Annotated in this window: 12 protein-coding genes; 7 read left to right on the top strand and 5 right to left on the bottom strand. The window is 62.8% G+C overall.

Annotation, left to right across the window (positions count from 1 at the left end):
- Positions 1–205: 205 nt before the first annotated feature.
- From EPN96_06045 to EPN96_06025, 5 genes are all read right to left on the bottom strand, one after another.
- Complete coding sequence (locus EPN96_06045) at positions 206–2758, bottom strand: insulinase family protein (GenBank protein TAL17386.1); 2553 nt, start codon at positions 2756–2758, stop codon at positions 206–208.
- The gene (locus tag EPN96_06040; GenBank protein ID TAL17385.1) at positions 2755–4056 is read right to left on the bottom strand and encodes a penicillin-binding protein activator; all 1302 of its coding nucleotides are present in this window, start codon (positions 4054–4056) and stop codon (positions 2755–2757) included. The genes EPN96_06045 and EPN96_06040 overlap by 4 nt, the downstream gene beginning before the upstream one ends.
- A 125-nt stretch (positions 4057–4181) precedes the next feature.
- Positions 4182–6077, bottom strand: a complete 1896-nt coding sequence (dnaK, locus tag EPN96_06035; GenBank protein ID TAL17384.1) for a molecular chaperone DnaK — start codon at positions 6075–6077, stop codon at positions 4182–4184.
- 59 nt (positions 6078–6136) lie between these two features.
- A complete protein-coding gene (locus EPN96_06030) occupies positions 6137–6661 on the bottom strand; it encodes a nucleotide exchange factor GrpE (GenBank protein ID TAL17383.1) in 525 nt (174 codons plus the stop codon).
- A 99-nt stretch (positions 6662–6760) separates the two neighbouring features.
- A complete protein-coding gene (locus EPN96_06025; GenBank protein ID TAL17382.1) occupies positions 6761–7891 on the bottom strand; it encodes a coproporphyrinogen III oxidase family protein in 1131 nt (376 codons plus the stop codon).
- A 150-nt stretch (positions 7892–8041) separates the two neighbouring features.
- On the opposite strand from EPN96_06025, the gene EPN96_06020 reads away from it, so the two are divergent.
- From EPN96_06020 to EPN96_05990, 7 genes are read left to right on the top strand one after another with little or no spacing between them, the layout of a single operon-like run.
- Entirely contained in the window at positions 8042–8194 is a 153-nt protein-coding gene (locus EPN96_06020; protein TAL17381.1) for a 50S ribosomal protein L34, read from the top strand.
- 7 nt (positions 8195–8201) lie between these two features.
- Positions 8202–8549 (top strand): ribonuclease P protein component, encoded by a 348-nt coding sequence (gene rnpA, locus EPN96_06015; GenBank protein ID TAL17380.1) that lies wholly within the window; start codon positions 8202–8204, stop codon positions 8547–8549.
- On the top strand, positions 8534–8788 hold the full coding sequence (gene yidD / locus EPN96_06010) for a membrane protein insertion efficiency factor YidD (protein TAL17379.1): 255 nt from the start codon (positions 8534–8536) through the stop codon (positions 8786–8788). Before rnpA ends, yidD begins: the two co-directional genes overlap by 16 nt.
- Positions 8789–10375, top strand: coding sequence for a membrane protein insertase YidC (locus tag EPN96_06005; GenBank protein ID TAL17378.1), 1587 nt, complete (start codon positions 8789–8791; stop codon positions 10373–10375).
- Between the two features lie 21 nt (positions 10376–10396).
- On the top strand, positions 10397–11776 hold the full coding sequence (gene mnmE, locus EPN96_06000) for a tRNA uridine-5-carboxymethylaminomethyl(34) synthesis GTPase MnmE (protein ID TAL17377.1): 1380 nt from the start codon (positions 10397–10399) through the stop codon (positions 11774–11776).
- A gap of 4 nt (positions 11777–11780) precedes the next feature.
- Positions 11781–13682 carry a tRNA uridine-5-carboxymethylaminomethyl(34) synthesis enzyme MnmG gene (mnmG, locus tag EPN96_05995; protein TAL17376.1) on the top strand — a complete coding sequence of 634 codons (1902 nt, stop codon included), beginning with the start codon at positions 11781–11783 and terminating at the stop codon, positions 13680–13682.
- Entirely contained in the window at positions 13679–14290 is a 612-nt protein-coding gene (locus EPN96_05990; GenBank protein ID TAL17375.1) for a 16S rRNA (guanine(527)-N(7))-methyltransferase RsmG, read from the top strand. The genes mnmG and EPN96_05990 overlap by 4 nt, the downstream gene beginning before the upstream one ends.
- Positions 14291–14367: the final 77 nt, after the last annotated feature.

The following is a 14367-nucleotide window of genomic DNA, read 5'->3' as shown; positions in this document are numbered from 1 at the left end:
AGGGAGCGGAGGCGGAAAGGGCGGCGGGGGGGTCTTAGTGAGCGCAGCGAACGGGTGCCCCCTCACGCCCCCGCCGCAGCGACCGGTCGCTCGTAGAGCGAGCGGAACCTCCCGGGCCGAGTTTTGTCCCACTTTTTCGACAAAAAGTGGGGCGCGGGTGCGGGGCGCGCCAAGCCCCGCTAGGAGTTAAAGTGCGAAGCACACATCAAGGCCCCACGATCACCGCCGCCCAATTATCCCTGCCCAGGTACTTCTTCGCAACTTTTGCCACTTGAGCCGGAGTCACCGCCAGTATCTCCCTGACGTAATTCAGATACCCCCGGTAGTCGAGGCCGTAGGATTCGTCCAGCGCCATCTGCGCCGCCTGAAAGTCGTTCTCCTGAAGGTTGATTTCAAAGCTGCCGGCCAGCTTCTGCTTCGCCCTCTCCACCTCTTCGGCGGGAATATTCCCCTCGGCTACCGCCAGCATCTCCTCCAGCAGCCCCTCCCGCGCAGCCTCGGCGTTTTCCGGCGCGGTGGCGATATACCCGGCGAGGTATCCCCTCTGAAGTCCTTCCATCGAGGTGGAGGTGACCGCGTAGGCGAGCCCCTTTTCATCCCGAAGTGACCGGAAGAGGCGGCCGCCCTGCCCCGAGAGCATCGCGTTCAGCACACGGAGCGCCATCCTGTCGCGGTCGTAAAGGGAACTCCCGAGAAAGCCGACGACGACGTGCGCCTGCTCGAAGGGGGAGGAAATCTTTAAAAACCTCGGCTCCCAGAGGTTTTCGGGCTGCGCCGGAAGGAGAGGGAGTTTTCCGGCGAGGGAAGAGACCTCGAGGGCGTCGGAGATCTTTAGCGCCGCGCGCTCCGGGTCGATCTCGCCCACCAGCGCAATCGCCATATTGGCGGGGTGGGCGTAAAGCGCGTGGACGCCTCGCAAATCCTCGGCGCCGAGGGAAGAAAGAGAGGCCAAGGAGCCCAGCACGTCCTTGCCGTAGGGATGTTTCCCGTAAAGGAGGTTTTCAAAACTCCGGAAGGCCTTCGAGGCCGGGTTGTCGTCTCTGCGGAGGATCGAGGCCTGCTGGTCCTCTTTGGCCTTTTCGACCTCTTCCTCCGAAAAGGAGGGGTTTATGAGCACGTCACAGAGAAGGTCCAGGGCGGCGTCGGCGTTCTTCGCCAGAAATTCGCCCTTCGCGCCGAAGGAGTTTCTTCCCGAAAAGCCGTCTATGTGGCCGCCTATCCGGTCGGATTCCCTCGCCACGTCGAAGACCGAGCGCCGCCTGGTGCCTCTGGGCATCGTCTCGGCGAGAAGGTAAAAGAGCCCTTCCTTACCCTCCGGCTCCCGGATGGTTCCGCCGAGCATGGAAGCGCGCACCGCGACTATAGGGGCGTCGGTGCCTCTCCGGTACAGAACCTTCGCGCCGTTTTGAAGCTCTATCCGCACCTCGGTGCTTCTTTTTTGCCTCCCGGTTTTTCTGGAGAAGGCGGAAAAGAGGACTTTCTCGGCTTCTTTTGCTATGGCGGAGGAATCTTCCGCCGCCGGACAGAGCGCCGCGAAGGTGGCTTTGGCGGGGTTGAGGTAGCCGGAGGCGTGCGCGCCGAGGCGGTCCAGATCCATCGCCTCGATGGAGGCCAGGTACTTCTCCTCCTCGGCCGTGGAGCCGTGGACGACGTGAAAGTACCCCATCTTCTGCGCGAGCCCCTGAACCGTCTCCCGCTGGAAGATGAAATCAGCCTCTATCCCCTCCTTTGCCTTGCGCAGCTCTTCGAGCGAGGGCGCTGAGCGCTTTATCTGCGCCAGCTCGCGGCAGATCGCCTCGAAAGCCTCGGTGAACTTCGCGGGCGAGGCGACGCCGGTGAGGTAGAGAAGACCGGGGCCGCTCGGGGTGTAGGTTCCCGCCCCGACCGAGGCCACAAGATTCAGGTCGAGCTTCACCTTCTCCTGAAGGCGCGAGGATTCGCCCTGACCAAGTATGGAGGCCAGAAGGTCGATGGCCGGGATGACCTCGTTGCCCGCGCCGGGTATCGGGAAGGCGAGGTCGAAGTAGACCTCGCACACCGGCCGGTTTTCGGCCTCGAACCTGTGTCCCTCGCGGCTGACCTTCTTCGGGAGGCGTCTTCGGCGGCAGACGGGGGAAGGGCGGAGGTGACGAAAGGCGCTTTCGGCCAGCGCGAAGAACTTCTCCTCGGGAAGGTCTCCCACCGCGACGAGAGTCATGTTGCAGGGGGTGTACCACTTCCCGACGAAGCGGCGGCAGTCTTTGGAGGTGAAGGAGGAGACGGTCTCCTCGTTCCCAATCACCGGAGCGCCGTATGGGTGGGAGCCGTAGGCGAGTTTGAAGAGGTTGCGCGACAGGAGAAGCTGGGGGATGTCCCGCGAGCGCTTTATCTCCTCCAGAATCACCTTTTTTTCCATGTCCAGCTCGGACTGGTCGAAGAGCGAGGCCGAGATGGCGTCGGCGAGGATGTCCAGCCCTTGCGGGGCGTAGCGGCTGGCGAGCAGCAGGGTGTAGACGGTGTGGTCGAAGCTGGTGTAGGCGTTGATCTCGCCGCCCAGTCCCTCGACCTCTCCCGCTATGACCCCCGGCCCGCGCCTCTTCGTCCCCTTGAAGAGCATGTGCTCGACGACGTGCGCGAGCCCGGCCTCTTCCTTCGTCTCGCTGGTGGAGCCGGAGCGCACCCAGAGGTCGATGGCGATGACCGGCACGGAGGGCGAACGGAGGTAGACTATCTCAAGGCCGTTTTCGAGTATCCGCTTTGCGGCTTTTTCAGATTTCATCGGGGGTCCGCCGTTTCGGCGGGGACGATCATGGACCGGCTGACCGCGAGGATGACCGGCTCGGAGATTATCTCTCCGCCGGGAGCGGCGCTCAGCGGGCCGGTGACCCCGTCCGCTCCGGAAAGGGAGGAGAGTCCGCGCCTTAGCCCCTCTCTGTCGTTCCCCGCCGCTTTTTCGGCCATGAGCCTCACGGCGTCGTAAGCGTAGGTTTCGAGGACGCCGGGAGTGCTGCCGTAACTCTTCTCGAAGCTCTCCGCAAATTCCGCGCCCTCATGGGTCGAGGGGTGCCATTCGGCGGGGAAGAGCGCGCCCTCTATGTATTCCTTCCCGACCTTGACCAGCTCGGGATAGTTCCAGGAGCGGATACCCAGCAGGGTCACGCCGGTGATGTCGTAGTAGGGGAGCTGGGGGGCCATCTGCGCGACCTTCACGCTGGGAGAGACAGGGAGGAAGAGAGCGTCGAAATCGACCAGAGGCTTCGGTCCCTCCTCGGCGCTTTTCTTCTTTGCATTGACCGGCGGCGGGACCGGTTCGGTGATGGGCTCCTCAGCGGTGAGCTGCGGCCCCTGCATCGCTTCCGCCAGAGCCTGCTTTTCCCGCTCCTGCCTTTCGCGCAGCTCGGCCTTCGTCAGGCCATAGATACCGGCGGCCTTTTTAAGGGGGATTTCGAGGCTGCTCTCGTCGGCGGGGAAGGTCTCGCTGGCGGTTATCTCGCCTCCGTGGCGCACCGCGCTGTCCCAGAAGAGGGAACGGTAGCGGCGGCCGCTCTCGGTGTCCGGCGCCAGTATGGCGAACCTCTTGAGGTGTTTTTCTTCCACCGCGAATTTAACCAGCCTGTCCACTTCCTCCTCTTCGCGGAGGAAGAGCCGGAAGACCATCCCGCCGGTAAGGTCGGCGGCGGGAGAGAGCGCGAGCAGGGGAAGGTCCTCCTCCCTCGCGGCTTTCGCGGCGCTTCTTGCCTCGTCGCCCTTGAGGGGGCCGATTATGCCCGTGACGCCTTCGCCCGCGAGCCTTTTGACCTCTTTCGCGGCGAGGGAGGGGTCCCCTTCGGTGTCGGCGATGTGAAAAACCAGCTCGCGCGGCCCTTCATCCCCGAAGAGCTTCGAGCCGAGGAGCGCGCCCCGCAGCGCCCGCTTTCCGAAGGGAGCCAAAGGTCCCGTCAGCGGGAGCAAGATTCCCAGATGGACCCTCTTCGACGGGGCCGGGAGGGCTTTTACCTCCGCCGCCGCTGCAACCGGGCACAGGGGAAGGAGGCAGAGCGCCCCGGCTAGAAGTTTTTTCAGAAAAAACCTGTCCATCGGAATCCTTGATATAGGGTTGGGATAATCAAGAAGTTAGCAGAGGGCGGACGCCATTACAACCTAAGGGTAAAAACAAAAGAGCCGCCCGAATCCGGGCGGCTCCATTTATCTTTTTAAGCGGCTTACTTTACTTCTTCAAAGTCCGCGTCTACGACGCCTTCCTCGGGTTTGGCTCCGGGCGGGGGCTCATGTCCGGGGGCCTGCTGCTGGCTGGTGTTCTTGTAGATCTCTTCCGCCAGCTTGTGGGAAGCCTGTGTCAGCTCTTCGTTGGCGCTCTTCATCTTGTCCGGGTCGCAGCTCGCCACCGCCGTTTTGGCGTTTTCAAGGGCGCACTCTATGGACGATTTGAGAGCGGCGTCGATCTTCTCGCCGAACTCCTTCAAGGACTTTTCGGTGGTGTAGGCCAGAGAGTCGAGCTTGTTGCGTTCCTCGGCTATCTCCTTGTTTTTCTGGTCGTCCTGGGCGTGGGCCTCGGCGTCGCGCACCATGCGCTTTATCTCCTCCTCGCTGAGGCCGGAGGAGGCCTTTATCTGTATCGACTGCTCCTTGCCGGTTCCGAGGTCCTTGGCGGAGACGTGAAGGATGCCGTTGGCGTCGATGTCGAAGGTCACGTCTATCTGCGGCATCCCGCGAGGCGCGGGGGGCAGCCCGACCAGATCGAACTGGCCGATGTGCTTGTTGTCGCGGGCCATCTGGCGCTCGCCCTGAAGGACGCTGATCGTCACGGCGGACTGGTTGTCGTCGGCGGTGGAGAAGACCTGGCTCTTTCTGCACGGTATCGTGGTGTTGCGCTCGATGAGCTTGGTGAAGACGCCGCCCATCGTCTCGATGCCGAGGGAGAGGGGGGTAACGTCCAGAAGGAGCACGTCCTTGACCTGCCCGGTGAGCACCGCGCCCTGTATAGCCGCGCCTATCGCGACCACTTCGTCGGGGTTGACGCCCTTGTGGGGCTTTTTGCCGAAGATTTTTTCAACCTTCTCCTGCACCTTGGGCATGCGGGTCATGCCGCCGACGAGAATTACCTCGTCGATCTGGGAGACGGGGATGCCCGAATCCTTTATCGCCTTCCGGCAGGGCTCTTCGAGGCGGGTGATCAGGTCTTCGCAGAGCTGTTCGAGCTTTGCGCGGGTGAGCCTGATGTTCAGGTGCCTCGGGCCGTTCTGGTCGGCGGTGATGAAGGGGAGGTTTACGTTGGTCTCCATCGTGGTGGAGAGCTCCATCTTCGCCTTTTCGGCGGCTTCCTTGAGGCGCTGGAGCGCCATCGCGTCGGAGCGCAGGTCGATGGAGTTCTCTTTTTTGAACTCGTCGGCAAGATAGTCGATGACTCTCTTGTCGAAGTCCTCGCCGCCGAGGAAAGTGTCGCCGTTGGTGGACTTGACCTCGAAGACTCCTTCCGCGATTTCAAGGATGGAGATGTCGAAGGTGCCGCCGCCGAGGTCGAAGACCGCGATCTTGTGCTCGCCCTTCTTGTCGAGGCCGTAGGCAAGCGCCGCCGCCGTGGGCTCGTTGATGATGCGCTTGACGTCCAGGCCGGCTATCCTGCCCGCGTCCTTGGTGGCCTGGCGCTGGCTGTCGTTGAAGTAGGCGGGGACGGTGATTACGGCTTCCGTCACGGGGTGGCCGAGATAATCCTCCGCGGTCTGCTTCATCTTCTGGAGAATCCACGCGGAAATCTCGGAGGGGCTGTACTTCTTGTCGCGAATCTCCACCCAAGCGTCGCCGGTGGTGCTCTCGACTATCTTGTAGGACACCATCCCCTTGTCCTTTTCGACTTCGGGGTCGTTGAAGCGCCTGCCGATGAGGCGCTTGATCGCGAAGACGGTGTTCCTGGGGTTCGTGACCGCCTGCCGCTTGGCGGGCATGCCGACCAGCCTCTCGCCGTCCTCCGCGATGGAGGCCATCGACGGGGTGGTGCGGTTACCCTCGGAGGAGGGGATTACTATAGGCTCCCCGCCCTCTACGACGGCCACGCAGCTGTTGGTTGTTCCAAGGTCTATGCCTATGATCTTGCTTGCCATTTTATCTGTCTCCTCGCTTGTGGCGATTTATATATTTATTTTTGAACTTAATCATCGTGTCAGCGGTGCGCAAGCGCCGAGACGACTACCTTCGAGGGCCGCAGGAGCTTGCCGCCGAGGGTGTAGCCCTTTTCGTGGACGACGAGGACTATCCCCGCTTCCGCGCCGGGCATCTGCGCCAGCGCCTCGTGGACGTTGGGGTCGAACTTCTGCCCGAGGGCGGGAATCTCTTCGACGCCGTGGCGGGCGAGGGCTTCCCGAAGCTGGATAACGACCTGCGCAATCCCTTCGGCCAGCGATTCGTCTCCGCTACCTGCGTGTTCGAGGGCGCGTTCGAGGTTGTCCAGCACCGGGATTATGTCCCTGACGACCTGCTCGGCGGCGGTGCGCACCGAGTCGAGGTAGCGCTTTTCGGTCCTGCGCTTGAAGTTCTCAAGCTCGGCCCTCTCGTAGAGAAGGTCGTTTTTGAGTTTCGCGATTACCCCTTCGAGTTCGCTTATGTGGCCGCCGAGGTCCTCGCAGGTCTTCTCAACCTCCGCCGTTTCCTCCCCGGTTGCGGGTTTTTGCTGTTCCTCGTTCGCCATCGGTAAAAGACTCCTTAGCAGGGACGGTATCTTGTCGGAACAAAACTTAATCACGCCTAGGGCATGCGTCAAATTTTGAGGGATATTTTTTTCTGAAATTTATAGCAGACGTTCGGAAAGCCAGAGTGCCAGCCCGTCGGCGCGGCGCATTCCCTTCGGGGTGGGCAGGAGGCCGGTTTCGAGGTCGCCGCTTTCGGCGAGGGTTTTCAGGAGGCCGAGCAGGCGCGCTTCGTCCAGCCCGTAGCGCGAGGAGAGAGCGGCCGCATCGAGCGGCTTTCGCTGGCGGAGGGACAAAAAGAGGGTTTCGAGGAGCGCCTCGCGGCGGGAGAGGGTTTCGGTCTTCCGGGGAGGAGGATGGCCGCCGAGGAGGGCGGCCCGGTATTTCTCCAGAGAGGGTTCGTTCCAGTACCGGGTTCCGAAGGGAGACCCTTCCCTGAGAAAGCCGTGCGCCCCCGGCCCGAGGCCGGTATAGCTTTTGCCCGACCAGTAATTCCGGTTGTGTCGACTCGCTTTTCCGGGAAGGGCGAAGTTCGACACCTCGTAGCACTCGAAACCCTTCTTCGCGAGGGCCTCAAATAGAAAGCTCCACTGCTTTTCTTCCGCTTTCGCGTCGCTTTTGATGCCGAGATTGCGAAGGTAGTCCCTCTGGGCTTTGTTTTGGGGGATTTCGAGGCTGTAGGCGCTAATGTGGCCGACGCCCACACCGGCCAGAAGCTCTCCCCAGCTTGCGAGAACCTCCGGCTTGAGGCCGGGATAGCCGTACATGAGGTCGCAGGAGAGCTCCAGCCCCTCCGCAAGCGCGCTTTCGACCGCTTTTAGCGCCTCTTTCGCGTCGTGCTTTCTCCCCAGTTTTTTCAGCAGCCCGTCGTCGAGCGCCTGCACTCCGAGCGAAAGCCGCCTGACTCCGCTCCTTCTTATACCTTTATAATCGTTCGTTATCGCGGGGTTGGTTTCGGCGGTTATCTCGGCGTCCGGCACCAGCGCCGCCAGCTTTCCGAGGCCGTCGAGTATCTCCGAGAGGCCGCGCTCCCCCAAAAGCCCCGGCGTCCCCCCGCCGAGGTAGATTGTCTTCACCTCTCCGGCGTCTTCCGGGCTATGCAATAACTCCATTTCCCTTATGAGAAGCCGGGGGTATTCTTCAAGCGCGGACAGATCCTCCCCGCTGTAGAAGGTGCAGTAGGCGCACCTTCCCTCGCAGAAGGGGACGTGGAGATAAATCGACTCGGCCATGCGGGGGATTCTACGCCGCGGGGGCCGGGCGCGCAACGAGGAGTGGGCGGACTTTAGCTTTTTCCTTGACAGCCGTCTGAAAAATCGCCTAGTGTCTCGGTTTCTTTCGATTGAGACACCTGTAGGGCTTTTCCGACTGGAGTAATTTCAATGCAGCAACTTACATATCATCCTTCAAAACTTCGCAGAAAGCGCGTCCACGGTTTTCGCGCCCGCATGGCAACGAAAAACGGCAGAAGGGTGCTTTCACGCCGCCGCCTGAAGGGCCGCAAGCGCCTCGTCGTGGGAATTTTCGAGAAGTAGGCCGGCCATTTACGATCACTCTTTTCCGCCCTCCTGCCGTATACGCAAAACAGCGGAGTACGACAGGGCTTTCAAGGCCGGAAAGGCTCTTTATTCCGCCCATTTCAAGCTGATGGCCGCTCCGGGGGAGCTTGAATGGAGCCGGCTCGGACTTGTGGTTTCAAGGAAGGTGGGAGGGGCGAACAGGCGGAACCTCGTAAAACGGCGTCTGCGCGAATGGTTCCGGCTTAACCGGTCGCTCTTCAAGGCGCCGATGGACCTGGTCGTCATAGCGAGGCCGGGCTCGGCCGGGCTGTCAGCCGAAGAGGTTACCCTGGAACTTGAAACGGCGATAAAAAGATGGCGTCCAGACTAGCAATCGCATTCATCGACCTCTACCGGAAGCTTCTTTCGCCGCTTCTGCCCCCCTCTTGCCGGTTTTACCCGTCCTGCTCCGCCTATGCCCGCGAAGCCTTTGAAATACATGGCTTTTTTCGCGGCGCGGGGCTGACCTTCATGCGGGTTTGCCGGTGCCATCCCTTTCACCCCGGGGGCTTCGACCCCGTTCCCAGCCGCCGGCCCTCCCTGAAGGCCGGGCGGAGTCAGGAAATATAAATGGAAGTAAAGCGAACGATACTCGCTATGGTCATAAGCATAGCCATACTGCTTGGCTGGCAGTACTTTTTCGGCCCGAAACCGCCGGTGAAGGGAGCCGAAACTCCCGCCGCCGTCTCCGGTCAGGCCGCAACGCCCGCTGCGCCTGCGGCCATTGCGCCCGCGGCGTCAGCAGCCCCCCTTGCTCCGCCCGTTCCCGCCGCGGTCGCCACCACCGTCACCCTCAGGAACGATCTGACAACCGTGACTCTCACCAGCGCGGGCGGCAGGGTGGAGGGCGTGGTGCTTGAAAAGTACAGGGACGCTCCCGGCCCTTCAGGAAAGCCTCTGGTCCTTCTTCCTGGCGAGAGCGACGGCTCTGGCTACACGACTCTCCCGGTTTTCGCGCCCTCGAAGGACGTTATCTTTTCCGTCGCCGAGTCCACCCCCGAAAAGGTGGTTTTCGCCTGGCAGTCTCCCTCGGGGGCGAGGCTTGAAAAGACCTTCGTGCTTGAGCAGGGCCGCTACGACCTCTCCCTCAAGGTAACGGTATCCAATCAGGGCTCTTCCGCGATCTCCGACCGGCTGGTCTTTTCAACCGTGGGCGATTACTCGAACGTCAAAAGTTCCAGCTACATCTTTCAGGGGCCCTCGTACCTCGCGGGCGAAAAGCTGACGCAGACAGACCCCGACGACGCCGACGGCAAGACCATGACTGTCCCCCCGGTAGCCTGGGCGGGCCTCACCGACAAATATTTCATGGTCGTTCTCGCCCCCGAGAACGAAACGATCTCCTCCACGCGGGTAGCCCCCGCCGGAGACGTGAAGAACGTGGTTTCGGTCGATATCGAGACCCCGGTCTTCGACCTCGCCCCCGGTCAGGCGAAATCCTTCACCGGCCGCCTCTACATCGGGCCGAAGGACAAGAAGATAATCGAGCCTCTGGGGCTGAAGCTGGAACTGGCCATCGATTACGGCTGGTTCAATTTCATCGGCCGCCCGATGATCACCTTCCTGAACTGGATTTACGGGCTCGTCGGAAACTACGGCGTCGCGATCCTCATCCTCACCGCCTTCATCAAGGGCATCTTCTGGCCCCTCACCGCGAAGAGCTACCAGTCGATGGCGCGGATGAAGGAGATCCAGCCGAAGATGGAGAAGCTGCGCGAGAAGTACGGCGACGATCCGCAAAAGCTCAACCGCGAGATGATGCACCTCTACAAGACCCACAAGGTGAATCCCCTCAGCGGCTGCCTGCCGATGCTGGTGCAGATACCGGTCTTCATAGCCCTTTACAGGGTTCTTCTCTACGCGATAGAGCTTCGCCACGCGCCCTTCGTCTGGTGGCTGCAGGATCTTTCCGCGCCCGACCCCTACTATATAACCCCGGTGGTGATGGGCCTCTCGATGTTCTTCCAGCAGAAGATGACCCCCGCGGGCGCGACAAACGAGATGCAAAGAAAGCTGATGCTTTACGGCCTGCCGGTTCTCTTCACCTGGCTCTTCAAGGACTTCCCCTCGGGTCTGGTGGTCTACTGGCTGCTCAACAACTTGATATCCATCGCCCAGCAGGGGATGCAGCTTCGCAGGAACGCCAAGCCCGCGTGAGGCAGGGACGGATGAGGTGAAGTGAGGTCTCTTGACGACACCATAGCGGCGATAGCGACCCCGCCCGGCGAGGGCGGAATCTCGATTGTACGGCTAAGCGGTCCCCGCGCCTCCACGGCGGCGCGGGGGCTTTTGCGTCTGGGGTCCGGCGAGACGCCGGAACTTTCGCCCCGCGTCGCCGTCTTCTGCCGCGCCGTCTGCCCCGGGACCGCGGAGGTCATCGACGAGGTTCTGGCCATCTTCATGGCCGGTCCCGCCTCCTACACGAGGGAGGACGTAGTCGAAATCCAGTGCCACGGCGGGAGGGCGGCGGCGGGGGCGATTCTGGACCTGCTCCTGTCTTCGGGAGCGCGTCTCGCCGACCCCGGCGAGTTCACCCTCCGGGCGTACCTTCGCGGAAGGATTGACCTCGTCCAGGCGGAAGCCGTTGCCGACGTAATCCACGCCGAAACCGCCGATTCCCTGAAAGTTCACGAAACCCTTCTCGAAGGCGCTCTCTCCCGCGAGGTCGCGGGGTGGCAGGAAGCGCTGGGGACGGTGCTGGTCCACCTCGAGTCCTTTCTCGATTTTCCGGAAGAAGAGCTCGACCTCAAGGGCGGTGCTGAACTTGTAGCCGCGCTGGACGAGGTTGCAGCCTCGATGGCCGGAAAGCTCGAAACCTTCGCGTGGGGACGCACCGCGAGAGAGGGGTTTCGCGTCGCGATACTCGGCCTGCCGAACGTCGGCAAATCCAGCCTCCTGAACCGCCTCGCCGAGGAGGAACGCGCCATCGTCAGCCCGATAGCGGGCACCACCCGGGATACCATAGAGGTGAGGGTTAACGCCCTCGGCGCTCCTGTCCACGTCATCGACACGGCGGGGCTTCGCAGCCCGGCGGACACGGTGGAGGAGGAAGGGGTCTTTCGCGCCCGGCGGGCGGCGGAGGAGGCGGGGCTGGTTCTGATGGTCTACGACGGCTCCCGCCCACTCGGCGAGGAGGAGCGCAAAGAGGCGCTTGCGCTGATCCCCGGCGACAAGGTTCTGGCGGTAGTCAACAAGGCGGATCTCGGGAGGGTTCCCGAGGAGGAGCTTTCCGAACTCTTCGGGGAACCCCCGCTTTTCGTCAGCGCCCGGACGGGCGAGGGGGTCGAGGAGCTTTTAAGACGGGTTCGCGACAGGGCATGGGCCGGGAGGGTTCCGGCGGGCGGAGGAGCGCTCACGAGGCTGCGCCACAGGGAGTCCGTCAGGAGCGCGCTGGAAGCGGTCGGGAAGGCGAGGGAGCTTCTCGCAGGGGGCGGTTACCCCGACGCGGCGGCCAGCGAGCTGCAGAGGGCGCGGCGCTGCCTCGCAGAACTCCTCGGCTGGGGAACGCCGGAGGAAGTGGTGGACAGGATCTTTTCAGAGTTCTGCATCGGCAAGTGAGAGGATGTTTCACGTGAAACAATTTCCGGCGAAGACGGAATGGGCAGTCAGGTACGACGTAGCTGTCGTGGGCGCGGGCCACGCCGGCATAGAGGCGGCTCTCGCGGCTGCCCGGATGGGCGCGGCTGCGGCCCTCTTCACAATGGACCTGGACTCCGTCGGGAAAATGTCCTGCAACCCCGCGGTGGGAGGCGTGGCCAAGGGCCACCTCGTCCGGGAGGTGGACGCCCTGGGCGGAGAGATGGGGAGGGCCATCGACGCCACCGGGATACAGTTTCGGAGACTCAACACCCGAAAGGGTCCCGCCGTCTGGGCTTCCCGCGCACAGGCCGACCGCTTCGCCTATTCCTCGTGGATGAGAAACGCTGTCGCCCGCGACCCGAATCTCACGGTGCGGCAGGAGGAGATAATCGCCCTCTGGGTCGACCGCGGCCGCCTTCTCGGCGTCGTCGGAAGGACGGGGACCCGCTATGCCGCGAGCACGGTTGTCATCACCCCCGGAACCTTCCTCAACGGCCTGATTCACATCGGGCTCGAAAATTACCCCGCCGGACGCGCCGGAGACCCGCCGGCGAAGCTTCTCGCCGAAAATCTCAAGGAGCTGGGGTTCCCGATGGGGAGGCTGAAGACCGGCACACCTCCGAGGCTCAACGCGCGGACGATAAACTGGAAGATCCTTCCCTCGCAGGAGGGCGACGAAAGCTTCGTGCCCTTTTCCGTGGACACTCCGGCGATAACGAGGCCGCAGCTCCCCTGCCACATCGCCTACACCAACGAAAAGACACACAAGATAATCCGGGAGTCCCTCGACCGTTCCCCGCTCTACTCCGGGGTCATCGAGGGCGTCGGGCCGCGCTACTGCCCCTCGATAGAGGACAAGGTGGTGCGCTTCGCCGACAAGGAGCGCCATCAGGTCTTTCTGGAGCCGGAAGGGCTGGAATCGCCGGAGATATATCCGAACGGGATATCCACCTCCCTTCCTCTGGACGTGCAGTACCGGATCGTCCGCTCGATGGAGGGGCTTGAGGGGGCGGAAATCGTCCGTCCGGGGTACGCGGTCGAGTACGACTACTGCGACCCGGCCTCCCTCTACCCGACCCTCGAATCCAAGCACATGGAGGGGCTCTTCATGGCCGGGCAGATAAACGGCACCTCCGGCTACGAGGAGGCGGCGGCGCAGGGGATACTGGCCGGGATCAACGCCGCCAAAAAGGCCGCGGGCAAAAGCGGCCTCATCGTCGGCAGGCACGAGGGTTATCTGGGGGTGATGGTGGACGACCTCGTCACCAAGGGGGCGAAGGAGCCCTACAGGATGTTCACCTCGCGGGCCGAGCACCGCCTCCTTCTCAGGGAGGACAACGCCGACCTTCGGCTTACCCCGCTGGGCATCGCTGCGGGGTCGGTCACCCCGGAGCGGGCCGAGCGGTTCAAAAAGAGGAGCGGGGAAGGGGAAAGGCTGGCGGAGTTTCTGGAAAACACCACCCTCTACCCCTCGAAGGAGGCGGACGAACTTTTCACGCGTCTCGGCACTGCGCCGCTTCGAGCGCCCGCCCGTCTGGTCGAGGTGCTGAGGAGGCCCGAGGTCACGGCGGTCGATCTTCGCGCCGTCGTCGATGGCTGGCCGGAGACGGACTCCCGCAGCGAGACCACGGTGGAGGTCGAGGTGAAGTACGAGGGGTACGTTCGGCGCGACAGGGAAGCCCTTGAGAGGATCTCCAAGCTCGACACCCTCCCGATACCCGCTGACATCGACTACTGCAAGGTCGAAGGGCTTACCAACGAGGTCCGGCAGATCTTCGTAAAGTCCCGCCCTCTTACCCTGGGGCAGGCCCAGCGCATTCCCGGAGTCACTCCCGCCTCGGCGGCGGTGCTCCTCATACACCTCAAGAAGCGGGGAAGCCTTTGAGCCGCTGGAACCTTCTCCTTGAGAGGATGCCGGAGCTTGACACGGCCCGCCTCGACGGGTTCACCGAGGAGCTTTTGCGCTGGAACAAGGCGATACGGCTCGTTGGACCCGGAGACATCGAGGGGGTAGCCCTTCAGATTACCGATTCCCTCCTCCCCCTCCTCGTCGCCCCGCCCGCCTTCCCGCTCCTCGACATCGGCAGCGGCGCGGGACTTCCGGCGATACCCCTCGCTATCGCCCATCCCGGCGAAGAGATATGCTGCCTTGAGCCGAGGGCGAAGAGGGTGAGTTTTCTCCGCCACGCGGCGCGGCTGCTCGGCCTCGCCTCCGTCAAGGTCGTCGAGGGGAGGGCCGACCCCGCCCGACCGCCCCTTCCGGAGATGGCGGGGGCGTTCAGGTGCGCGACCGCGAGAGCGGTTTCGGACATCCCCACCCTTCTCGGCTGGGCTTTCCCCTGCCTCGCTCCGGGGGGAGAGGTGCTTCTGGGAAGGGGAGGCGGGGAAGCGCCCCCCGAGGTGAGGGGGTGGAGGATTACGAGACTTCTGGAGTACCGGGGGGCCGAATCGCTCGGAAAAAGATACGTAGTCGGATATTCCCGCCAGCCCTGAACAATCGTAAAAACGACAGCCATTGTTTCACGTGAAACAATTATCCGCTTCGCCTCCGTCCTTGGAGCGGGTGCGGG

This window comes from bacterium (assembly GCA_004322275.1).
In the GTDB taxonomy this organism is placed as follows: domain Bacteria; phylum Desulfobacterota; class Deferrisomatia; order Deferrisomatales; family BM512; genus SCTA01.
This window is presented reverse-complemented; position numbering and strand designations above follow the sequence as displayed.

What these genes read in the sequence shown, in the direction of transcription:
- EPN96_06045 (TAL17386.1), bottom strand. Translation starts at nt 2,758, where the DNA reads ATGAAATCTGAAAAAGCCGCAAAGCGGATACTCGAAAACGGCCTTGAG.
- EPN96_06040 (TAL17385.1), bottom strand. Translation starts at nt 4,056, where the DNA reads ATGGACAGGTTTTTTCTGAAAAAACTTCTAGCCGGGGCGCTCTGCCTC.
- dnaK (TAL17384.1), bottom strand. Translation starts at nt 6,077, where the DNA reads ATGGCAAGCAAGATCATAGGCATAGACCTTGGAACAACCAACAGCTGC.
- EPN96_06030 (TAL17383.1), bottom strand. Translation starts at nt 6,661, where the DNA reads ATGGCGAACGAGGAACAGCAAAAACCCGCAACCGGGGAGGAAACGGCG.
- EPN96_06025 (TAL17382.1), bottom strand. Translation starts at nt 7,891, where the DNA reads ATGGCCGAGTCGATTTATCTCCACGTCCCCTTCTGCGAGGGAAGGTGC.
- EPN96_06020 (TAL17381.1), top strand. Translation starts at nt 8,042, where the DNA reads ATGCAGCAACTTACATATCATCCTTCAAAACTTCGCAGAAAGCGCGTC.
- yidD (TAL17379.1), top strand. Translation starts at nt 8,534, where the DNA reads ATGGCGTCCAGACTAGCAATCGCATTCATCGACCTCTACCGGAAGCTT.
- EPN96_06005 (TAL17378.1), top strand. Translation starts at nt 8,789, where the DNA reads ATGGAAGTAAAGCGAACGATACTCGCTATGGTCATAAGCATAGCCATA.
- mnmG (TAL17376.1), top strand. Translation starts at nt 11,781, where the DNA reads ATGTTTCACGTGAAACAATTTCCGGCGAAGACGGAATGGGCAGTCAGG.